The organism is Sphingomonas sandaracina, assembly GCF_036663695.1.
Classification (GTDB): domain Bacteria; phylum Pseudomonadota; class Alphaproteobacteria; order Sphingomonadales; family Sphingomonadaceae; genus Sphingomonas.
In genome coordinates this window covers 579,702-600,806 of sequence record NZ_JAXOJK010000003.1, presented here as the reverse complement: position 1 = coordinate 600,806, position 21,105 = coordinate 579,702, and the positions used below count along the sequence as shown (strand labels likewise).

Genomic DNA, 21,105 nt, shown 5'->3' with positions numbered 1-21,105 from the left:
TAACCCCTTGCCCCAGCAACAGGCGTGTTGACAAGCATCGCGACCCTCCCCTAGAGGCGCCCTCCTACCCCGTGCCCGGATGGCGGAATTGGTAGACGCACCAGCTTCAGGTGCTGGCGATCGCAAGGTCGTGGAGGTTCGAGTCCTCTTCCGGGCACCAAGGTCTTTTCAAGGCCCGACGTCGATGTCGACAACCGTGCGAGGTTCGGTAGGTCGATCCCCGTTTTGTGGGTAATCAGACGCGTATCGTCTTGCTAAAGACCGCTTCCGTCAGCTGCTAGAACATCTGGCAGTACGACCCGGCGCAAATAAATTCGTACACCCGGCATACCGACGTTCGTCGCTGATAAAGCGGTTGGGCTATATGTAATGCCGTCAACACCATTACCTCATCGCGATGTGATAGTTTCGAGAGGCGCACGTTGGCGTGCACCTCTCGAAACGTGATCTTACCGGTCGGATGGTCGCGCCGTTACTTCAGCGACTTCGCCATGTTGAGATGCGCAGCAACGGTCGGGGTCAGACCAGACGCGAAGGCCTTTAGCTGCGGCACGTCGCCGGTCAATGCATAGCCCTTGAGCATATCGAGCGTCTGCTGATGGGCGGCGAGCTGGTCGGCGGCGTAGGCGGCATCGAAAGCGGTGCCCTGCTTCGTTTTCAGGTCGGCGAGTTTGCCCTGTTGTTCGGCACTTAGCGTCGGGTCGGGGGTGAGCGCCGGCGACAGGCCTGCGGTGATCCCCTTCAGTTTCGCAGTCGATCCCTCGTGTGCGGCGATCATCTGCGTCGCGAACTTCTTGACGGCTGCCGACGCGCCGTTCGTTGCGGCGAGCTTCGACGTCTCGATCTCGAAGGCATCGCCGGCCGCCGCCATGTTCGCAAAGGCCTGTCCGCCCGAGGCAGGCGCTGCCATCGTGTCGTTGGCACCAACGACGTTCGCGTCCGTCGCGGCGTTCGTCGCGTACGTGGTGTTGTCGACGGAGGTCGTATCGTCCGCCTTCTTGCCGCACGCCGTCAACGAAAGTGCGGCAACCGATACCAGTGCGAGGATCTTGAGCTTCATCATCTGTTCCATTCCCTGTTAGCTGCGTCTGCCGATGCCAACGCGTGCCTCATCCAGACCGTTCCGCGCCGGCAACGGGACCGGACCGATCACGACGCAAGTTCGTTCTAGCTGCCAGCCGGCGCCGTTGCCGGCGGTTATCGGGATACGGCAATGAGCATCTTCGGCACGATCATGAACAAGGTTTTCCACCACAAGGCTGCACCGGCGGCGACGCCAGCAGCAGCGCCCGCTGCACCACAGGCGGCACCGCAAGCCGCCCCCGCCCCTGCCGCCCAGCCTGCCCCCGCAGTGCCCGAGACGCAGGTCGATGTCGGCGCAGTCCTCGGCGAGATGGCGGCGATGAAGGACGGCGGCGGCAATTATCAGAGCTCGATCGTCGATCTGCTGAAGCTGCTCGATCTGGACTCCAGCCTGACGGCGCGCAAGGAACTGGCAGACGAACTGAACGTCCACGCGTCGGCGGACGGCTCGGCCGAGCAGAACATTGCGCTGCACAAGGCGGTAATGCAGAAGCTCGCCGACAATGGCGGCATCGTGCCGGACAGCCTGCGCAACTGATATCGGCGATCGGACGGAGCGGCATACCCCGCTCCGTCCGTGGGTAGCCCTTGGCGAGAACGGCCACCGTTCCAACAGGATCGAATGTCGACGTCGCGCGAAGGCCTATGTCGTCAGTCTGTTCCTGCTCAACTTGAGCGTGATGATTACCCCCTCGGATGGCCATTCGTAGGTAATCGTCCCTCCGAGTTGCCCCGCTACGCTGCGCCGAACGAGCTTGCTCCCGAACCCCTCGTCGGCGCCAGGCGCTTCGACCGTAGGGCCGCCGCGCTCGAGCCAGATGAGCACGACATTATCATCCTCCGTCGAACTCGACAGGTCGAGCGTGCCCGTCGGCGAGGACAACGCACCGTATTTTACCGAGTTCGTCGCCAGTTCGTGAATGACGAGGCCGAGCCCGGTCGCCGCCGCCTCGCCAACGCCCATCCGTTCGACGGCGACGCGGATACGACCTTTGAACGCGCCCATGTCGTCATAGGGTGCGAGCAGCACCGAAAGCAGATCGCCGAGGAGCGCCGCGTTGCCTTGTCCGCCCGGTAGCGGCCGGACGAGATCGTGCGCCCGGCCCAAGGCGCCCAGCCGTTCGGTCAATTCGCGGGCCATATCCTCGGTATTGGGCGCATTGCGCGATGTGATCGCGGTAAGACCGGCCGCGATCGCCAGCAGGTTCTTGACGCGGTGGCTCATTTCACCCGCGAGGAGTTCATTGCCTTCCTCGGCCTGCTTGCGGCCGGTCACATCCAGGAAGATGCCGAACATCGTCCGCCCGACGATACCGACATCCTCGCCCTGCCCACGCGCCGATATCCAGCGAACCTCGTCGCCGATCATGATCCGGAAGTCGGTTTCGTAGCTGCCGAGTATGGCGCGCGTGGCGGCAAAGGCGGATCGGACGCGGTCGCGATCGGACGGATGGATGTGCGCCGACAATTCCTCGAACGTGACCCCATCGCGCCACGGCAGGCCCCATAGCTCGAAGCCACGCTCGTCCATCGTGAACGCGTCGGTATCGACGTTCCATGCCCACAGGGCAACGCCGGCCGCGTTGACCGCAAGACGCAGATGTTCGGATTTCCAGGCGTGCGCCTCGGGTATCCCGGTAGTTCCGTCCCCACTCACGTCGGCAATCCCCCAGTCCGGACGCAGAGTCCGGTCGCGACGTCTATTACACACCCCGCGCAACTTACGTTAACTTGGCTCAATCGCTGCCGAGCGCTCGATCTTCGCCAAGTTCGACGATGTTGAGACCGGGGATGCCGATCGACAGCGTTCGTGCTTCGAATGCCTCAACGGCTCGCATGCCGGCACGGTGGCCGGCCGACCAGCGCTGTTCGATCGTGGAGGCCGAAAAGTCGAGCGCCTTGCCGGCGACCTCTTCGGCCTGACCGGTATAGGCAAGCCGGATAAGCGACAGCGCGATGTCCGTGCGCCCGGCATGCGCGGCTTGCCACCGTTCGATCGTCCGGCGGGACTGTGCGGCGAAGATCAAGTCCTGCATGCGGCTGGCAGCCTCGCCGAGCGTCGTCGGTCGCGGCCCTTGCAGCGGCAGCAGGTCGACGGCGATGCACAGCGTTGGTCGCGGCGGCGGTTCGCCCAGGACCGGATCGAGCGGCAGGTTCGCGGACAGGCCGCCATCGACCAGCCAGCGCCCGTCAACCTCGACCGGTGGAAAGGCGACCGGCAGCGCAGCGCTGGCGCGGACATGATCGGATCGGATTCGTACCGTGGCGCTGTCGAACACGACGTCGTCCCCGGTTTCGAGATCGACGGCGGTCGCGGTGTACCGACACGGACCGGCGTTGAGGCGGTCGAAGTCGACCAGCGCTTCCAGCGTCGTCGCAAGCTGATTGGTTTCGAAGATCGACGGCTGGTCGTCCGTCCAGGGCGTCAAAGCGGAAAGCAAGGGGCCGAAGATGCCGGGACGCCCCAAGGTCGCGGCCCACCCGACCGCACTCGTCCGGCGGCTGGTCTCGAACGCGCGCAGCCACGGAAACATCGACACGCCGGACGCGTGGGCGGGGGCGGGTCGCCAGAACGCCCGCAACGTCTCTATCCGGCGATCCGGAGCGGAGCCGGCGATCAATGCCCCGTTGATGGCACCGATCGATGCGCCGATGATCCAGTCGGGCCGAAGGGCGTGGTCGTGCAACGCTTCGTATACGCCAGCCTCGAACGCCCCGAGGGCATTGCCGCCGCTCAGGACCAGCACGAGGTCGAAGTCGCGCACCAGCCCGCCTTCGACGTCCGGCCTCACAAGCGGGTATCCTTTCGCCAGTTGAACGCCACGGCGATACCGGTTCCGAGGACGCCGAGCACGAGGACGGCCGGGTGCAGTTTCTGCGCCTGCAAGACGATGCTCGACTTGCGCGCGTGAACGTCCTGGCTTCCGCGCGAGGCATCGACACGCGGGACGTAGAGGTTGTCGCGTCGCGTCGGATCGCCGGGATCGTCCGGCTTCTGTTGCGCGACCGTGCCGACCAGTTCCATGATCCTGTCGCTCAACCGCGGGGCAGCGCGCGAGAGCAGCGAGGATACCAGGCCCCCGCCGCCGGCATACAGCGTCCGCCGCGGCGTCGCGCACGCGAACAGCACCGCGTCGGCGACGACCGACGGCGCGTAGAGCGGCGGCGGCAGGCGCGGTGGCTGGTCCATGAAGTTGCGCGCATGTTCGGGGAACGGCGTATCGATCGCGCCGGGCTTGATCAGCGTGACCGAGATGCCCGCCCCCTCCTGCTCCAGTTCCATCCGCAGCGTATCGGTCAGCGCCTGGACGGCATGCTTGGTCGCGCAATACGGGCCCTGCTCGACGATCGCACGGTCGCTGAGGATCGAGCCGACATTGACGATGGCGCCCCCGCCATTACCGCCGCGCCCGCGCAGATGCCGCGCGGCGACGAGCGATCCGTGCAGCACGCCGAAATAATTGACGTCGAACACGCGGCGGTGATCGGCGACCGGCACCTGATCGAGCGTGCCGTAGGTGCCGGTGCCGGCATTGTTGACCCAGCTGTCGAACCCGCCGAACGTCTCGACCGCCACCGCGGCGACGCGCTCGACGGCTGCCATGTCGCTGACGTCGGCGACGCAGATCGCGATGCGTGCCCCGTCGGCCGACAGACGATCCCGCAGCGCCGTCAAGGCCGCCTCGTTACGCGCCGTTGCGACGACGGCCGCACCGCGCCGCACGGCTTCCTCGACGGTCGCGAGGCCATTTCCGCTGGTCGCGCCGGTGACGACGATGACCTGATCATGCAGGGGCTTGAGCGTGATGGCCATGTCAGCGTCCCAATGGCGAGTTTGCGTAATCGGCAAGCAGAGCCGCTACGTCGTCGTAGATTGCGATCGCACCTGCGGATTGCAGTTGCTCGTCCTTGAACTTGCCCGATCGCACCGCGACCGAGGCGATGCCGCATTTGGCCGCTGCCTCGACATCATAGGGTGTGTCGCCGACGACGATCACCTCCGCGGGGTCGATCCCCGGCAGTTTCTTGAGCGCCGTCGCGAAGATGTCCGGTGCAGGCTTGGTCTTCTCGACATCGTCGCTGCTCGTCGTCGCGGCGATCACGTCGCGCGCCTCCAGCAGATCGATGTAATGATCGAGTTCGGATCCCGAGGCCGACGACGCGAGTACGACGCGCTGGCCGCACCCGTGCGCGTGGACCAACAGGTCGTGTGCCTGCGCGAACGGCTTTGCCGTCTCCAGATACTTCGCCTTGAAGATCGCGCCGTGAGCGTCGCCGAGCTTTTCCTGCTGGTCCTCGCCGGCGTCGGGCAACAGCGTCGGGACAAGCATGTCCGTCCCCTTGCCGATCTGATCGTGGATCACCTGTCGGTCGAACGACGCGCCGATGCCCGCGAACGCCTCTTCCCAGGCAAGCACGTGCATGTCGTTGGTATCGACCAGCGTACCATCGATATCGAAGAGAATGGCTTTGATCTGCATAGGGCTATCCCGAATTTGACTCTATTTGCCGGGGGAATTGGCGCCGTCGCGGCAAAACGCCCTCGCGCATTTTTGCGCTTGGCTATGATACAAACACGCGACCTCGAAGATCGGTCCCGCACATTAATCCGTCCCACCTGACCGGGTTGCGGTGACGCCAATCTATTTGGCCCGCGATGGATCCCCGGATATCCAGGACGTCGACAATCAGGTTCCGCATATTGATCTCGAGCAATACCGATCCGCAAACACTTTCAATTACTCGCTTTAATCCACGACATACTTTGCTATGCTGTATTTTAGAGTATTGATGCTCATCAGTATGAAATATAATGCTGTGAGAATGTGTCGCAACAGGAACGATCACGGCGATAAGATCGCTATTACCTTCGAAGCACGATCGAAGGATTACGATAATGTTCATGCACAACAAGCGCCTTCAATACACCGTGCGTGTCGCAGAACCCAACCCGGTACTCGCATCGTTGATGCTCGAGCAATTCGGTGGCGCCGATGGCGAGTTGGCGGCGGCGATGCGGTATTTCACGCAAGGTCTCGGTGAACTCGACGCAGGCCGCAAGGATCTGCTCCTCGACATCGCGACGGAAGAATTGAGCCATCTCGAAGTCATCGGCTCGATCGTCGCGATGCTCAACAAGGGTGCCAAGGCACAGCTCGCCGAAGCATCGATGAAAGAGGCCGATCTCTACATGTCGATGACGTCGGGCGGTAACAGCCATACGCAGTCGCTATTGTATGGCGGCGGTCCGTCGCTGACCAACTCGTCCGGTGTTCCCTGGACGGCGGCGTATGTCGACAGCCGCGGCGATCCGAGCTGCGATCTGCGCTCCAACATCGCCGCCGAGAGCCGCGCGAAGATCGTCTACGAGCGCTTGATCGCGATCACCGACGATCCCGGCATCAAGGACGCGCTCGGCTTCTTGATGACGCGCGAAGTGGCGCATCAGAAGTCGTTCGAGAAGGCGCTGTATGCGATGGAAGACAACTTCCCGTCGGGCAAGCTGCCAGGCATCGAGAAATATGCGAACCTGTACGTCAACACGTCGCAGGGTGACGGCGACACCTCGGGCCCGTGGAATTCGGGCGACCAGTGGGAGCGTATCGACGATCTCGAGCAGACCATGCCGATCGACGAGGGTGACGGCACGGCGTCGGTAAAGCTGACCAAGGACGAGCAGGCGGTTGCCAACAAGCTGGCAGCGCGAACGGCCTCCGATCCTTCGAGCGACCCGGAAACCGGCGTCGATCTCGGCGCAGGCCCCGGTGCCGGACTTATCACGGGCGAGGACCTTGGCGGCGCCAAGGACATTGCCGAAGCCACGGCGATGGCGAAGGCGATGTAAGGAACTGGGCCGGCATCTTTCGGTGCCGGCCCGACCGGTTCGCCTACCGATGTCTCTCCTGTGGGTCGGCGAGACTGCGTTTAGTTTTCCAATTGTAGGGCGGCGCGATCGGCAGTGGCCGCGGCCAGTTCGGCGCGGGCGGAGGCTATGCGGGCCTGCGCGTCGATCAGCCGTACGCGCGCATCGGTCGCGGTCTCCTCGCGTTGATTGACGAGGAAGAAGTCGCCCGATCCCAGCTCGAAGCGGCGTCGTTCGGCGACCGCCAGGCGGTCGGCGAGGCGACGTTCCTCATCCGCTATCGAGGCCAGCCGTTCGGTGGCACCGACCGCGATGACGATGCCGTCGACCTCGACCGCGATCTGATCGCGCAGGAAGCGGCTACGCTGGCCGAGCGCATCGATCTCGGCACGCGCCTCGGCGACCCGCCCCTTGGCGGCGCGGTTCTGCAGCGGCACGCTGAAGCGGAACCCCACCGACGCCTCGAGCGGCGTACGGTTCGGGCCACCCAGACCGGCCGAACCGATATCCTTGCCGACGTCGCCGCGCAGATCGAGTCGCGGCGAAAGGTCGTTCTCGGCCAGCATCAGCTTCGCAGTCGACTGGTCGATCTTGGTCAGGATGGCGCGATAGTCGGGCCGCGCGACGGGCGCCTTGATCGGTGCCGCCGCGACAAGGCCGGACAGCGGTGCGGCGTCGGACGGCAGGCGGTCGGCCGATACCAGCAACGGTGCGCCGTCGTCGTCGCGCAGATATAGCGACAGCGAATTGGCCGTGCTCGCCATCTCCTGTTCCGCACGGACGACCAGCGCGCGCCGCCGGACCAGATTCTGCTCGTTCTCGGTCAGCAATATCTCGGGCCGCGCGCCGAGCGTGACCAATCGACCGATCGCGCCGCGGCGACGTTCGGCGAGGTCCAGCAGTTCGCGGTACGCACGCAGGCGCAGTCCGGCGGCGACCCAGGCCTGGTACGCGTCGACCGCGCGTCGCTGCACGCCGATCGCCACCATCTCTCCCTCAAACCGCGCGACGTCGATATCGGCGCCGGCCACGGTGCGCCGCGTACGCCGTTCGTCGATGACCCGGTCGCGGAGCAACGCGAACAGCGCGCCGACCTTCGCCTCGCCGGCGCGGTTGGTATAGGCCTGGTCCTCGTAGACCGGGAACGTGCCGCGCGACGCGCGGTAATTGCCGTAGAGATAGCCGCCATTGCCGGTCAGCGGACGCGTCGTGCGCCCCTCGATCACGGTGCCGTCGTAATACCCGGCGACGCGCGATTTGGCATCCACGTCGAACACGGTGTCGAACGCGCCTTCGGCCGACAGCGAGCGGCCCTCCGCCTGGCGGACGCGGGCGAGCGCTTCGACGATCTGCGGCGCGGAGCGGGCGGACGACCGCAGGACCTCGTCGAGGGTGAGCGGCTTGACGTCACTCGATGGGGCAGCCTGCGGGCTCGACGGCCCCTGTGCGGCGGCGGCGACGGGGGACAGCGCAACGAGCGACGATAGCAGGAGCCGGATCATTTCTTCGCGCCCTCGTCTTCGCTGCCCTTCGCCGTCGCAGCCTTCGGATCGTCCTTGGCGGGCGCGTCGGCGGGGCGACGGCCGAATTCCAGCGGGAAGTCGTTGAGCTGGCGCCAGAGTTCGTAGCCGACCAGGACCGTCTCGCCCTGCACCCAGCCGCGAACCTTGCCGCCGGGACGCGCGAATTCGCGGGCGGGCCAGGCCGGTTTGCCCGGTTGCGGCTCGACCAGGATACGGAACAGCCCGTCGGCTGCGGCATTGGGATCGATTGTGCGAACGCGGCCGTCGAACATGCCCTGCGCGACCGACGGCCAGCCACTGAACTGGATCGCGGGCCAACCTTCGAACTCCAGGCGAACCGGTCGGCCGGTCCGGAGCAAGGGCACGTCGCGCCCGTCGACGAACAGCTCGACCGCGCGCACCACGCGTTCGGGGGCGATGACGGCCAGCACCGTGCCGGGCGAGACCATCGCGCCCCCGGTGGCGGCGTTGAGTTGCTGGACGCGACCGTCGCGTGGTGCCCGCACCATCTGCACCGACTGGCGATTGAGCTGGATATCGATCCGGTTGAGCTTGGCCCGCGCCTCGGCAAGCTTGGCGCCGGCGTCGGCGACCTTGATCTGCGTCTGCTCATAGTCGCGACGCGCGGCGAGACCCTCGGCAAACAGCTGCGCGGTGCGCGATACGTCGATACCGGCGACCGCGCGGCCCTGCTGGATCGCGGCGATCTCCGCCTGGACCTGTGCGCGTTCGGCCCGCAGGCGGGACAGCAGGTCGGGATCGAGATCGACCACGCGCGCGATCGGATCGCCCTTGGCGACGTGCTGGCCGTCATGGACATACCAGCGCTCGACCCGACCGGGCACGAACGCGGTCACCTGCTGCTGGCGATCGTCGGGATCGAGCGCGACGACCTGCCCGGTGCCGCTCGCGGTCTGCACCCAGGGGACCAGCGCCATGATCGCACCCGCGGTCGCAACGCCGATCAACAGCATCCAGGCCAGCGTCGTCGCAACGCGGGGCGGCCGCATCCCGCCCAAGGTGGAGAAATGCTTGGCGCCCCCGTTCGGGCGATCAGGCGTGTACGGCATCGCTTGCCTCCTTCCGCGTAGCCGCGATCAGCGCCTCGCGCGTGTCGAACCGTTGCTGCCGACGGGGGGCGAGTTCGAACCAGCCGTCGAGGCTGATGTCCTCGGGCCTGCCGGTACAAAGCAGCGTCGTCGTCCGCGCCGCCTTCAATTCGCACAGCACGTTCGCCAGTCGGTCGGTCGGCACGAGATCGAACAGCTGGGACAGCATCAGCACGCGCGGGCGCACTAGCAGCGCCTTGGCCAGCTTCAACGCGATGACCTCGGCCATCGACAGTGGAAAGCCCGATGCCGCGAGCGGCGTATCGAGCCCGAGCGGCAGCCGCGCGATGGTATTGCGCAGGCCGACCATGGTGAGCGCGTCGAGCAGCGCACCGCGCATCGAACCGTCATCGGCCAGCGTCAGATATTCGCGGATGGTGACTTCGACGATCGAGGGGCGATCGAGCACCATGATCTCGGAGCGCAACCGATACGTATCGAACGTCGCCATGTCGGCGCCGCCAACGGTGACGAGACCGCGGTCTGGAACGACGTGGCGCTTCAGCACCATCGCCAGCAACCGTTCGGCGCCGCCATCCGCCAGCGTCACGAGCTGCTCGCCCGCCGCCAGGGTGAAGTCGAAACAGCTGTGCTCGATCTCGACCCCGGCGAGGTGCACGGCACCATCGGCAGGCGCCGCGCCCGCTTTGGCAACCGGCGGCTCCTGGGGGATCGCGAACAGCAGCGACAGTTCCTCGGCGCTGGCGACCAGATCGTAGAGCGTGTCGAGATACCAGCCGAGCTGCGATATGCCGTAGAACACGCCGCTGAGGATCAGCTCGGCGGCGACCAATTGCCCGATCGACAGCTCGCCGCGCAAAATGAGGTTGCCGCCCAGCGCCAGCAGCGCCGCGCTGGCAAACGCGTAGAGCAGCAGGAACGCGACCGTCTGCGTGAAGCTGTAGCGGAAATAGCGCCGATGCCGCTCGACATAGGTGGCGGTGACCGCTTCGGAACGGTCCATCGCGAAATCGAGATGGCGGCTCGATTTATAGAAGCCGTTCGACGCGCCGACGCTCTCCAGCCACCGTGCGGCATCATGCTTGGCGTGGCTCAGCCCGACCGCCGACCGGATGGATCCCCGCGACCAGATCAGCCAGATCGCCAGGACGAGCACCACCAACAGCGCGTTGAACGCCAGGAAGAACGGGTGGTAGAAACTCGTGACGACCAGCCCGACCACGGATTGCAACAGGATCGTGAACCCGCCGATGATGAGGCTCGGCACCGCCTTCTGCACCACGACCACATCGAAATAGCGGTTGAAGAGATCGCCGCGATTCTGATCGGCAAAGAACGGATTCTGGGCATGGATGGCGCGGATAGTCACCTCTGACACGACGCGCGCAAAGACGTGCCGTTCGAACAGGGCCATGACCCAGAACCGCATCGCGCTCAGCCCGGCGACGAACAGCAACAGTAGCAGCAGCAATCCGGCGAGCGTCCAGAGCGGCGCCGGCAGGGCGGTGTTGGCGACGTTGTTGATCAGCAGCTGGACCGAGATCGGGGTCGCCAGCGACAACAGGCTGATCGCAACGCCGTACACCGCCGCCAGACGCAGATACGGCATGTCCGGCCCGATGATCTGGCCAAGCCATTCGGTCGCCTCACGCCATCCGATCCGTTCGCCTACCACTCGCATCATCCATCGTCGTTGGAACGATGCTTACGGTCGACGATCCACAGCCATGTTACAATATATCGCAGACTATATCAGTGATAGGATTTTCCTATGGTCCGACCGCGCGTAGCATGTCCGCGATCAGCTGGTACGCCGGCGCCCGGCCCGCACCGACGCGCCACAACAGCCCGATCTCGCGGTAGTAGCGGCCGCCCTTGATCGGTCGGACGATCACGTCGTCGCCGTCGCGCACCTCCTGCCGGACATAGAGTTCGGGCAACAGCGCGAGGCCCATGCCCATGCCGGCCATCTGGCGAATGGCGTCGAGGCTCGTCCCCTCGTAATCGTTCAGCATGATGCCCCCGACGTCGGCGGCGATCTCGGCGACCTGCTCCGCGAGCCGGTATTCGGGCACCAGGGTCAGCAGGCTTTGGCCGGAAAGATCGCCCGGTTCGATGGCGGACTTGGCCGCCAAGGGGTGATCCGTCGCCATCGCCAGCCACAGCGCCTCGCGAAACAGGCGTTCGGTATGCAGGGCCCGCCCGGCGACCGGCAGTTGCAGCAGGATCAGGTCGTGGTCGCCCGCGACAAGACCGCTTCGCAGCGTCGCCGGCAGCCCCTCGCGAATGTGCACGCGCAACGTCGGATGTTCGCGGTGCAGGCGTGCCACGAGGCTCGGCAACAGGTACGCGCCCAGCGTCGGCGACACGCCGAGCCGGATGGTGCCGATAAGCGCATCCGCGGATGCGGCACGAAGCTCCTCCAGATCGGTCACGTCGAGCAGAATGCGCTTGGCCCGGTGCAGCGCCTCGCGCCCGAGCGGGGTGAGAAGGGCCGGGCCGCTCCGCTCGAACAAGGGCGCGCCGATCACGAGCTCCAAACCGCGGATCTGCTGCGATAGCGAGGGCTGGGATATTCCCATCCGCTCGGCGGCGCGGGTGAAGCTGCCCGTTTCGGCGAGCGCGACGAAATAGCTGAGCTGGCGGGTCGTGGTGCGGGGCCGGTGCATGGCCCAGGCTACCTCGTCGCCCGTGAGCCGTCGCATCCTAATTCACGGTATGGCAAGCGCCGACCGCTCTGCCTGCATTCGATCGCGCCTCTGAAAATGCAGATCACAGTAAACGACTGTCGCCGCTGTATTTGAGTTCGAGATACCGGCCCTGCACCGCGATCTGGTCGAGCGTGCATTGGCCCAGTTGCTCGCTTGCCCGGGCAAGTTCCGCATCGATCAGCTGCAGGCCGTTGATCAGGTGATCGTCCGGCGTACGGCCATCGGCATGCATCAGGCGCCGCGCGGAAATGGGCACCATGCGCCAGCTTTCGACCAACGCCGGCAGTTCAACCGCGACCAGCGTCCGGATCGACGCCGCTGCGGGGCTGCGCGGATCGAGGCGACCAAGTCGTGGCGCCAGATCGTCGAACCGGTTGCCGATCGTATCGGCGAGCCGAAGCGCGGGTAGCGGCATTCCCCGGCGTTGCGCGGCAAACCATGTGACGACCTGCTCGGCCAACCCGGGAAGAGCCGCCTGCGCCAAGGCCTCCCGCCCCGGCGCACGGGGATCGGCGCGGACGAAGATCAGCGTGACCAACACCAGCATCAGCGCCGATGTGACGGCGAGCGCCACGCCGGCCGGGACGAACGCGGCCAGCATGGCCCAACCGAGCAACGCGGCGATCGCCGCCATGACCAACCGGACCATCAACCGCTTCTGCCGTCGTGCCTTCGCCTTGCGTTCGCGGCGCGCCTGCTCGCGGCCTTCGGGCGACATGCGGCGGAGCAGGTCTTCGGCATGGGTCAGCCCGACATCGGCGAAACCCGCCGCGACGGTGCGCGCCCGGTGGATCATCGGCGTGCGCTGACCTGCATCATCGTCCATGTCGAAAGGGTGACGGTATTTATCGATCAGGTCCATGCCTGATCGACACGCGAGGGTCCCCCGACCGCAGCATCGCGGTCCAGGGCAACCTTTTCAGCGCACAGCCACGGCGATCAAGGCGGTCGAAGGTACCGGGAGCGTAGCGCGGTCCCCGGCCATCGACCGGACCTCCGCGATGACGGCGACCTTCTCGCTATCGTTCAGGCTCGTCCAATCGGGTGACATGCCGAACAGCGTGTCGGGCTGGGCGAGAGCGGCAATATCGAGCGCATAATCGTATGTGACATCCTCGATCCGCGGATCGCGGTATCCGGCGGCGACCATTTCGCGGGCGAAATCGGCGGGCGTGCTGAGCGCCGCCACGGCGCCGGGCATCGTCATGCTCTCGCGATCCGGGAAAAGCTTTCGGCGGATCTCCCCGAGCAGCAGGAACGTCGCGGCCCCCCTATCCTGCCAGGTCGCGACGACACCGTGGCCGCCGGGACGCGTCACCCGCGCCATTTCGGCAAGCCCCTTGCGCCAGTCCGCAAACAGAATCACGCCGAAGATCGAGAAGACCGCATCGAAGCTGGCGTCGTCCAGGGCCAGCGCCTGTCCGTCCATCACGCGCGCGTCGACATTGGACAGCTTCGCGGCCGCGATCCGCGCGATCATGCCGGGCGAAAAGTCCGTCGCCAGCACATGCGCGCCGGTCCGGGCCGCCGACACTGTCAGCGCGCCGGTGCCCGCCGCCACGTCGAGCACGCGGCTCTCGGACGTCAGCGGCACCCGTCGCAGCGCGGCCTCGGCGTAGCGTATCGTGAACGGGTGGGCGGTTTTCTCGTAATGCTGGGCCGCCGCATCCCAGTGGTCGGGGTTCTCGAACTCAGGCATCAGCGGCACTCCAAATATCATGTAGCTTTCGGTGTATCGTGATACGGCGCACTTGCCAACCCCGGCGGGTGCGGGAAGAGTCGCGGCGTGCGTAACGACAGCCGCCTCTCCCGAATGCTTCATGTCCTGCTGCACATGGCGCAGCGTGACGGTCCGATGACCTCGGAAGAGATCGCGCGGATGCTGGGCACCAACCCCGTCGTCATTCGCCGGACGATGGCGGGCTTGCGCGATGCCGGGTATGTCAGATCGGAGAAGGGCCATGGCGGCGGCTGGGCGATAGCGGCGGATCTCGCCACGGTATCGCTGCTCGACGTTCACCGCGCGGTCGGCGGGCCGCGCCTCTTCGCGATCGGCAACGAACATGCGAACGCCGATTGCGCGGTGGAGAAGGTCGTCAACGCCGCGGTCGCGGATGCGCTGCACGAGGCCGAAGCGCTGCTGCTCGCGCGACTTGGCGCCATCAGCCTGGCCGAACTGGCACGGGGCTTCGACGTCCATTGTCGACCCGATCGGTAATCCTGCACGCGGTTCAGGTTGCCCTGCCGGAACGACGTCGGCTGTGGCAATGACACTTGACCTGACGTCAACTCATGGCGTGATAATAAACTCGCCAGCACTACATGTTGCGCTTTTCGTGACCGGGTCGCATATATTGCGAAGGCCATTTCCACCCCGGCGAGAGGGGATGTAGAACGCTGGCCGGTACATAATTCAAGGTTCGTCTATGACTTCCGATACCGCACAGGGCCCGCTCGACCAGCCTGTCACCGTCCATATCTGGCGCGAGAAATACCGCCACGGTAGCGAGGCGACGCCGTCCGATACGTTCGCGCGGGTCGTCGGCGGCGTCTATGCGAACGACGATCCAGCGCAGGCGGCCAAGGGGCTCGCCGCACTCGAGGCGCGCGACTGGGTTCCTGGCGGGCGCATCTTCGCCGGCGCGGGCACGTCGAAGCGCGTGACGTGGATCAACTGCTTCGTCAGCCCGACGATCCAGGATTCGATGGACAGCGAACCCGATTTGCCCGGCGTGGGGATCATGCCCGCGCTGAACGTCGCCGCCTTCACGCAGCAGCAGGGCGGCGGTATCGGCATGGATTTCGGCACGCTGCGCCCCGATGGCGCGGTGGTCGGCCGGACCGGCTCGATCTCTTCGGGGGTGATCCCGTTCATGGCGATGTGGGACGGCATGTGCGTGACGATCCGGTCGAGCGGGTCGCGGCGCGGCGCGATGATGGGCGTGCTGCCGGTCTGGCACCCCGACGTGCTGGCGTTCATCGCGGCCAAGACGCGCAAGGATTTCCTGAAGAACTTCAACGTGTCGGTAACCGTGACGGACGATTTCATGGCCGCGCTGGAGGCTGGCGCGGACTGGGACCTGGGCTTCCACGTGCCGCGCGCGGACGGCGAACATGTCGCGGTCGGCGAGAAGGACGGCCGCCCCTGGTACGTCTATCGCCGCTTGCCCGCCGCCGAGTTGTTCGACTTGATCACCCGCACGACCTATGACTATGCCGAGCCCGGCGTGATCTTCATCGACCGCGTCAACCGGCTGAACAACCTGAACTATTGCGAGACGATCGCCGCGACCAACCCGTGCGGCGAGCAGCCCTTGCCGCCCAATGGCGACTGCGACCTCGGCCATGTGAACCTCGCCAACATGGTCCTGCACCCCTTCACGCCCGACGCGGCCGTCGACTGGGATCGGTTGCGGCGCGCGGTGCAGGTCGGGGTGCGGTTCCTCGACAACGTCCTCGACACTTCGCCCTTCCCGACGCCCGAGCAGCGTGCCGAAGCGCTCGCCAAGCGCCGCATCGGTCTCGGCTATACCGGTCTCGGCAACCTGTTGCAGCAGATGCGCGTCCGCTATGGCCGCACGGCGGCGGCGCTGGTCGAGGAGATCGGCAAGGCGATCGCGATCGAGGCCTATCGGACGTCGGTGGCGCTGGCGCGCGAGCGCGGCACCTTCCCCGCTTACGACACCGAGGCGTTCGCGCGCGCGCCGTTCCTCACCAAGCTACCGGCCGACCTGGTCGCGGACATCCGCACCTACGGCATTCGCAACGGCGTGTTGCTGACGCTGGCACCGACCGGTACGACGTCGATCTTCTACGGCAATGTCAGTTCGGGCGTCGAACCGACCTTCAGCTGGCATTACGACCGCGCCGTCGTGATCGAGCAGACCGCGACCGACCAGACGCTCGAACGCTTCGAGGTGCAGGATTATGGCTGGTACCTCTACAGCCGGATGCCGGGCTTCGATCCCGCCGCCGCCCTGCCCGACTATATGGTCACCGCGCTCGAACTGTCGGTCGACGATCACATCGCTGTCGCCGCCGCCGCCCAGGCCTGGGTCGACGCGGCCATCTCCAAGACGATCAACTGCCCCGCCGACATGCCGTACGAGGCGTTCCGCGAGGTCTATCTGACTGCGTACCGCGAGGGGATGAAGGGCTGCACGACCTACCGCCCGAGTGGCGTCCGCGGATCGGTGCTGTCGGTCAAGAGCGACACGCCCGAGGTCGAACCGGTCGTCGCCCCGCCGTCGGTTTCCGCGTCCGACGTGCTGACCCGCCCGCAGGTGCTGAGCGGCAAGACGGTGAAGATCAAATGGCCGATCGACGGGGAGAATTACTACCTCACCATCAACGACTATGTGCATCCCGATGGTCGTCGCGTGCCGTTCGAGATCTTCATCTCGACCAGTTCGGTCGAGAATTTCGAGACGATGGCGGCGCTCACCCGGACGCTGTCGGCGGCGTGCCGGCGCGGCGACGCGACCTTCCTGTTCGAGGAACTGGAACGCGTCCATTCACCCAAGGGCGGCGCGCTCGTCCGTCTCGATCACGAGACCAAGGGCAGCTACGCCCCCAGCCTGATCGCGCTGATCGGCCGGATCCTGCGGCAACATTCGGAGCCGGAACCCGCGCTAGCGTTCGAGGCCTCCGGCGAGCAATGCCCGAGCTGCAAGCGCCATACCGCGCACATGCTCGAAGGGTGCCTGACCTGCTACCAGTGCGGGTACAGCAAGTGCGGATGACGGCGGCGCTGCAGTCCGGCCTTTAGGGGCCAGATACTATCGGCGCATGGCGCCCGCCTGACTTGATCCGCAGGTTATGCCGAAAGCTGTCATCTCGGCTACGCCGATAAACCCAACGGCAGCGAAGGGCACGGATAGCCGAGATACTAAATCCCGCAGCCACTCAGTCGCGTGGCGCCCGCGCGATGACGGCCTGAGCCGAGCGGAGCCGGGCCTTCCAGATTTTCACCGAGGGGTGCCCGGACGCCAGGCCGGCAAGCCGCCCTTCGATCTGCACGGCCTCTCGCTTTGCCGCCTCAAGCTCGGCGGCTGTCGGCGGCGGCTGGATATTGGCGCGCGCATGTGCGCCGGTGCGTCCCTTGCTCTTCGTCATGAACACCCGATGGTCGCGGATACCGGTTCCGGTCAATGCGCGACGGCATCAAATACGCAGCCGATCGTTGGCGCCGACGGCCCATAGTCAGGGCGGTAATCAACGCGCCCGATGCCTTCTCGACCTGAATCGAGGCGTTGTAAGCTGACGGATGTCAGGCGATGCGATCGAGCTGCCTAATCACGCAGTGCTTCAGGGCCGACGCCCCTCGCGCGCGAGTATGTCCGACTAGAACCGGATCACTCGACGACGATCTGGATCGCGTGCGATCGGAAGGGCTCGAGTAACGGGTCAGGCAGCCCCGGTTCCGTCACGAGTGCCGCTATCTCGGTCAACGGCAGGATAGTGTACGGCGATGCTGCGCCGAGCTTCTCACGCGTTGCCAGCACGATCGTCTCGGCGGATTGACGCGCGATCAGCCGTTTGATCGACGCCTCTTCCCCGTCACCGGTCGTCGCACCAGTTTCGGGATGGAGGCCCGTCACGCCCATGAAAAAGGTGTCGATGCGGATCCGGGCGATCGCCTCCGCGGTCGCCGACCCCACCGCGACGACCGAATGCTTGAAGAGGCGTCCGCCGATCAGGTCGACCTCGACAAGGGGGTGTCGCGCCAGTTCGACAGCAATGCTCGGGCTGTGGGTGACGACGGTGGCCTTGAGATCGTACGATAGATGACGCGCGAGCTGAACGTTCGTCGTGCCGCCATCGAGAAAGACGATCTGGCCCGGGCGTATCAGGCCCGCCGCAATCCGCGCGAGCGTACGCTTCGCCGATGAGGCAGCCCCCTCGCGTTCGCCGAAATCCGCCGTCGCCGGCGAGGATGGCAGAGCGCCGCCATGAACCCTTTGCAAGACGCCTTCGGCCGCAAGTTCGCGCAGATCGCGACGAATCGTGTCCTCCGAGACGCCGACCTCCTGGCTGAACGCCTTGGCTACCAGTCGGCCGTCACGGCGGAGTACGCGCCGAATCAGTGCCTTACGTTCTGTCGTCAACACGGATGGCTCTCCCTATGCATGATGTTGCTTGACTTTGCGCGTTAATGCACGAAATACCGCGTGAAATCGAGGGCAGCGCACCTGCCTCGCTTGCCGCCGTACGAGGTTCGAGAATGAGTATCGCCCACCGCATCCGTGTCGAGGACGTAACGGTCCTGTCTAACGACTGGTACGTCCTGAAAAAGACGACCTTCGCATATCTGCGCAACGATGGACGCTGGCAGCAGCAATCGCGGGAGACCTATGACCGCGGCAACGGGGCGGCCATCCTGCTGTACGATCCCCATCGGCGGACGGTCATCCTCACCCGGCAATTCCGCTATCCGGCCTTCGTCAACGGGCACGACGATCTGTTGATCGAAGCGCCCGCAGGACTGCTCGACCAAGCGGAGCCGGAAACGCGCATCCGTGCGGAAGCGGAGGAGGAAACGGGCTTCCAACTGCGCGAGGTCCGACAGATATTCGATGCCTTCATGAGTCCTGGCTCGGTCACCGAACGGCTGCATTTCTTCGTTGCGGAGTATCGCCCCGACGACCGCATCTCGGCGGACGGTGGAATCGAGGGCGAGGGTGAGGATATCGCCGTGCTCGAACTGAATATCGAGGATGCCATGGCGATGATCGCGTCGGGTAAGATCAGGGACGGCAAGACCATCATGCTGCTGCAATACGCGGCACTGAACCTGTTCCCGACAGAACGCCGTGATGCGGTTTCGATCGACGCCGACCGTTGATCCGCACGCCGCCCTCGATCCTGAGTGATCGAGGTCTATAGCGGGAGCCGGCGCCATTGATCCGGAGGAGGCGACCTTGATCAAACACCAGCTTCGTCGTTTGAAGTCTCTAGCGGGACCGTTCGAAGAATTCGACGTCGACGGCGCGCCCGACGATCCGACGATCCTGTTCGAGGAATGGCTGATGCATGCCATCGGGGCTGGCGTGCCTGAGGCGCATGCCATGACCCTGTCTACGGTCGATGCCCATGGCCGCCCGGACGCTCGCGTCCTGATCCTGAAAAATCTCGACGCCGATGGCTGGCATTTTGCGAGCTCGAAATTCAGTGCCAAAGGACAGCAGATCGCCGCACACCCTCATGCCGTGCTGACCTTTTACTGGCAACCGCTCGGCCGGCAGGTTCGCCTACGTGGTCGGGTCATCGAGTTGAGCCGAGCGGCCAGCGACGCGGACTTCCTCTCCCGTCCGATCGGATCGCGGGCAGGCGCATTGCTCGCGCGTCAGAGCGAGGTGCTGGATGACGACGGGACGCTGGATGTCGGCTTGGCCGAGCAGCGTCGTCGTATCGAGACCAATCCATCGATCGTTGCAGAGTCATGGGCCGTTTACGCGGTCAGACCAGACGAGATCGAGTTCTGGCAAGCGAACGAAGAGCGCAGGCATATTCGCCTACGCTACCGCCGGATAAACGACAGCGAGGATTGGGAAAAGGAGCGGCTATGGCCCTGATCCCGGCGGCCAGTGCATCGATAAGCCCGCGGTCCGTCCGACCATTAGCAATGCGGGTTCCGCAGTATTCGTCGCTTTCGACGTCTCCGACGGCAGCATGATCTCAAGAGACCGGTGCCGCCAGCGCGCGCTGACCTCGATTTCATCGAAGAGGTGATGACCGAGCATCGCCATCGCGCCGCCGGCACTCGCCCCGAGGAATCCGGTTACGGCGAGGGCGTAGGCAAGCGCGCCAGCGGTCTGCGATGAGATGTGCATCGCGCACAGGCGCGCGACAGCCGCATACGCTATCCCGCACATTAGAAGTCCCGAGGCGCGCAAACCGAAATCCGCACGCCGTGACCGATGCCACGCCGTCATGCCACAATCCTCGTTGCGGCACTCCAGCTATCGAGCTCGGCATAGCAATTCGAGACCGATTTCGTCGCTTTGCGTAGCGCCCGCATAGTACGGGGACTTCTTGTCGCGTGCTAAGGGTGATCGTCACGATCTGGAAATGGTCGACCCCGGTCAGCCACAGCAACGCTTGTGCTTTTTCCCCGACCCGCAAGGGCACGGATCGTTGCGGCCGACTTTCGAAGCCGTTGTTGGCTCAGCGACAACCGACGTCGTGCCGGCGACGCGCGCATGCGCAGCGTACAGGCGTTGGACGGCGTCTGTCAGTTCAGCCACCGCAATGTCCTGGAACGCGTTGACCTCCACGCTGTCGAGGTCGCTCTCGTTCCGCGCGACCGCGATCAGCGTCGCCAACCGCGACTGCGCGGCCGCCCTCTCCGAGTCGTCGGCCAAGGCCTTCCAGGCTTCCGGGCGTAACGCCGTCGCCTCGGCGAAACCGTCGATCCAATACTCCCAAAGAACCTCGCCATCGCGCTCATCGACGTCGAAGATCGGCTGAAGCTTGCCACGGCCCAGATCGCGGGCGATCTCATCGCGTCGCGCCGCTACCGCGTCGACGAACCATTGCACGTCCAGCGGATCCTCGAACGGCGCGACGCCGTTGGCCTCGGCTCCCCACACGACGGTCATCCACTCGCTCGGTGGGATCGTCTCCGGGCAAACCAATAGCCCGGTGAGAAAGCCGTCGAGCTCGGTGAGAAGCATCGGCTCCTCGACGGCCAGGTCGGCGAGTGCGCCATCAAGGCGCCGGAAGCGCGAAGGGAATCGCTTCACAGGCGGATGTCGCGTCGGCGCATCTCGGCCGCTGCCACCGCAGCAGCGAGACGCTCGAACGCGCCTCCGGTCATGGTCGTCCGGTGCCTGTTTCGTATCATGAGCATGGAC

The 21,105-nt window shown here is 65.4% G+C and carries 21 protein-coding genes and 1 tRNA gene; 7 read left to right on the top strand and 15 right to left on the bottom strand.

Annotated elements, in window-relative coordinates:
• Window positions 1-73: 73 nt before the first annotated feature.
• Window positions 74-160: transfer RNA gene (locus U1707_RS12250), tRNA-Leu, on the top strand.
• 312 nt (window positions 161-472) lie between these two features.
• On the opposite strand, the gene U1707_RS12245 is transcribed toward U1707_RS12250, so the two are convergent.
• Window positions 473-1,060 (bottom strand): DUF4142 domain-containing protein, encoded by a 588-nt coding sequence (locus tag U1707_RS12245; protein ID WP_332800334.1) that lies wholly within the window; start codon window positions 1,058-1,060, stop codon window positions 473-475.
• A gap of 153 nt (window positions 1,061-1,213) precedes the next feature.
• On the opposite strand from U1707_RS12245, the gene U1707_RS12240 reads away from it, so the two are divergent.
• Window positions 1,214-1,621 (top strand): DUF3597 family protein, encoded by a 408-nt coding sequence (locus tag U1707_RS12240; protein WP_332800333.1) that lies wholly within the window; start codon window positions 1,214-1,216, stop codon window positions 1,619-1,621.
• 105 nt (window positions 1,622-1,726) lie between these two features.
• Here the strand turns inward: U1707_RS12240 and U1707_RS12235 are convergent, their stop codons facing one another.
• From U1707_RS12235 to U1707_RS12220, 4 genes are all read right to left on the bottom strand, one after another.
• On the bottom strand, window positions 1,727-2,740 hold the full coding sequence (locus U1707_RS12235) for a sensor histidine kinase (protein ID WP_332800332.1): 1,014 nt from the start codon (window positions 2,738-2,740) through the stop codon (window positions 1,727-1,729).
• Between the two features lie 79 nt (window positions 2,741-2,819).
• Complete coding sequence (locus tag U1707_RS12230) at window positions 2,820-3,875, bottom strand: patatin-like phospholipase family protein (RefSeq protein WP_332800331.1); 1,056 nt, start codon at window positions 3,873-3,875, stop codon at window positions 2,820-2,822.
• Window positions 3,872-4,897 carry an SDR family oxidoreductase gene (locus tag U1707_RS12225; RefSeq protein WP_332800330.1) on the bottom strand — a complete coding sequence of 342 codons (1,026 nt, stop codon included), beginning with the start codon at window positions 4,895-4,897 and terminating at the stop codon, window positions 3,872-3,874. Before U1707_RS12225 ends, U1707_RS12230 begins: the two co-directional genes overlap by 4 nt.
• 1 nt (window position 4,898) lies before the next feature.
• On the bottom strand, window positions 4,899-5,564 hold the full coding sequence (locus U1707_RS12220; RefSeq protein WP_332800329.1) for an HAD family hydrolase: 666 nt from the start codon (window positions 5,562-5,564) through the stop codon (window positions 4,899-4,901).
• A 416-nt stretch (window positions 5,565-5,980) separates the two neighbouring features.
• Here U1707_RS12220 and U1707_RS12215 point away from each other — a divergent pair, with 416 nt between their 5' ends.
• Window positions 5,981-6,928, top strand: a complete 948-nt coding sequence (locus tag U1707_RS12215) for a manganese catalase family protein (protein WP_332800328.1) — start codon at window positions 5,981-5,983, stop codon at window positions 6,926-6,928.
• 80 nt (window positions 6,929-7,008) lie between these two features.
• Here U1707_RS12215 and U1707_RS12210 read toward each other — a convergent pair whose 3' ends face one another.
• The 6 genes from U1707_RS12210 to U1707_RS12185 form a co-directional block, all read right to left on the bottom strand.
• Window positions 7,009-8,448 (bottom strand): TolC family protein, encoded by a 1,440-nt coding sequence (locus U1707_RS12210; RefSeq protein WP_332800327.1) that lies wholly within the window; start codon window positions 8,446-8,448, stop codon window positions 7,009-7,011.
• Entirely contained in the window at window positions 8,445-9,539 is a 1,095-nt protein-coding gene (locus U1707_RS12205) for an efflux RND transporter periplasmic adaptor subunit (protein WP_332800326.1), read from the bottom strand. Before U1707_RS12205 ends, U1707_RS12210 begins: the two co-directional genes overlap by 4 nt.
• Window positions 9,523-11,214 (bottom strand): ABC transporter transmembrane domain-containing protein, encoded by a 1,692-nt coding sequence (locus U1707_RS12200; protein WP_332800503.1) that lies wholly within the window; start codon window positions 11,212-11,214, stop codon window positions 9,523-9,525. The genes U1707_RS12205 and U1707_RS12200 overlap by 17 nt, the downstream gene beginning before the upstream one ends.
• 94 nt (window positions 11,215-11,308) lie before the next feature.
• Window positions 11,309-12,208, bottom strand: coding sequence for a hydrogen peroxide-inducible genes activator (locus U1707_RS12195; RefSeq protein WP_332800325.1), 900 nt, complete (start codon window positions 12,206-12,208; stop codon window positions 11,309-11,311).
• 103 nt (window positions 12,209-12,311) lie between these two features.
• Entirely contained in the window at window positions 12,312-13,112 is an 801-nt protein-coding gene (locus U1707_RS12190; protein ID WP_332800324.1) for a hypothetical protein, read from the bottom strand.
• Between the two features lie 57 nt (window positions 13,113-13,169).
• Window positions 13,170-13,949, bottom strand: a complete 780-nt coding sequence (locus U1707_RS12185) for a class I SAM-dependent methyltransferase (protein WP_332800323.1) — start codon at window positions 13,947-13,949, stop codon at window positions 13,170-13,172.
• Window positions 13,950-14,036: 87 nt separating this feature from the next.
• On the opposite strand from U1707_RS12185, the gene U1707_RS12180 reads away from it, so the two are divergent.
• Window positions 14,037-14,468 (top strand): Rrf2 family transcriptional regulator, encoded by a 432-nt coding sequence (locus tag U1707_RS12180; protein WP_332800322.1) that lies wholly within the window; start codon window positions 14,037-14,039, stop codon window positions 14,466-14,468.
• A 208-nt stretch (window positions 14,469-14,676) separates the two neighbouring features.
• The gene (locus tag U1707_RS12175) at window positions 14,677-16,992 is read left to right on the top strand and encodes an adenosylcobalamin-dependent ribonucleoside-diphosphate reductase (RefSeq protein WP_332800321.1); all 2,316 of its coding nucleotides are present in this window, start codon (window positions 14,677-14,679) and stop codon (window positions 16,990-16,992) included.
• A gap of 163 nt (window positions 16,993-17,155) precedes the next feature.
• On the opposite strand, the gene U1707_RS12170 is transcribed toward U1707_RS12175, so the two are convergent.
• Both U1707_RS12170 and U1707_RS12165 read right to left on the bottom strand, forming a co-directional pair.
• The gene (locus tag U1707_RS12170; RefSeq protein ID WP_332800320.1) at window positions 17,156-17,365 is read right to left on the bottom strand and encodes a hypothetical protein; all 210 of its coding nucleotides are present in this window, start codon (window positions 17,363-17,365) and stop codon (window positions 17,156-17,158) included.
• Window positions 17,366-17,604: 239 nt separating this feature from the next.
• Complete coding sequence (locus tag U1707_RS12165) at window positions 17,605-18,360, bottom strand: DeoR/GlpR family DNA-binding transcription regulator (RefSeq protein ID WP_332800319.1); 756 nt, start codon at window positions 18,358-18,360, stop codon at window positions 17,605-17,607.
• Window positions 18,361-18,473: 113 nt separating this feature from the next.
• Between U1707_RS12165 and U1707_RS12160 the strand changes: the two genes are divergently transcribed.
• Window positions 18,474-19,094, top strand: coding sequence for an NUDIX domain-containing protein (locus tag U1707_RS12160; RefSeq protein ID WP_332800318.1), 621 nt, complete (start codon window positions 18,474-18,476; stop codon window positions 19,092-19,094).
• Window positions 19,095-19,170: 76 nt separating this feature from the next.
• Entirely contained in the window at window positions 19,171-19,824 is a 654-nt protein-coding gene (locus tag U1707_RS12155) for a pyridoxine/pyridoxamine 5'-phosphate oxidase (RefSeq protein ID WP_332800317.1), read from the top strand.
• On the opposite strand, the gene U1707_RS12150 is transcribed toward U1707_RS12155, so the two are convergent.
• Entirely contained in the window at window positions 19,813-20,184 is a 372-nt protein-coding gene (locus tag U1707_RS12150; RefSeq protein ID WP_332800316.1) for a hypothetical protein, read from the bottom strand. The genes U1707_RS12155 and U1707_RS12150 overlap by 12 nt on opposite strands.
• Window positions 20,185-20,334: 150 nt before the next feature.
• The gene (locus U1707_RS12145) at window positions 20,335-20,994 is read right to left on the bottom strand and encodes a UPF0149 family protein (protein WP_332800315.1); all 660 of its coding nucleotides are present in this window, start codon (window positions 20,992-20,994) and stop codon (window positions 20,335-20,337) included.
• Window positions 20,995-21,105 lie beyond the last annotated feature (111 nt).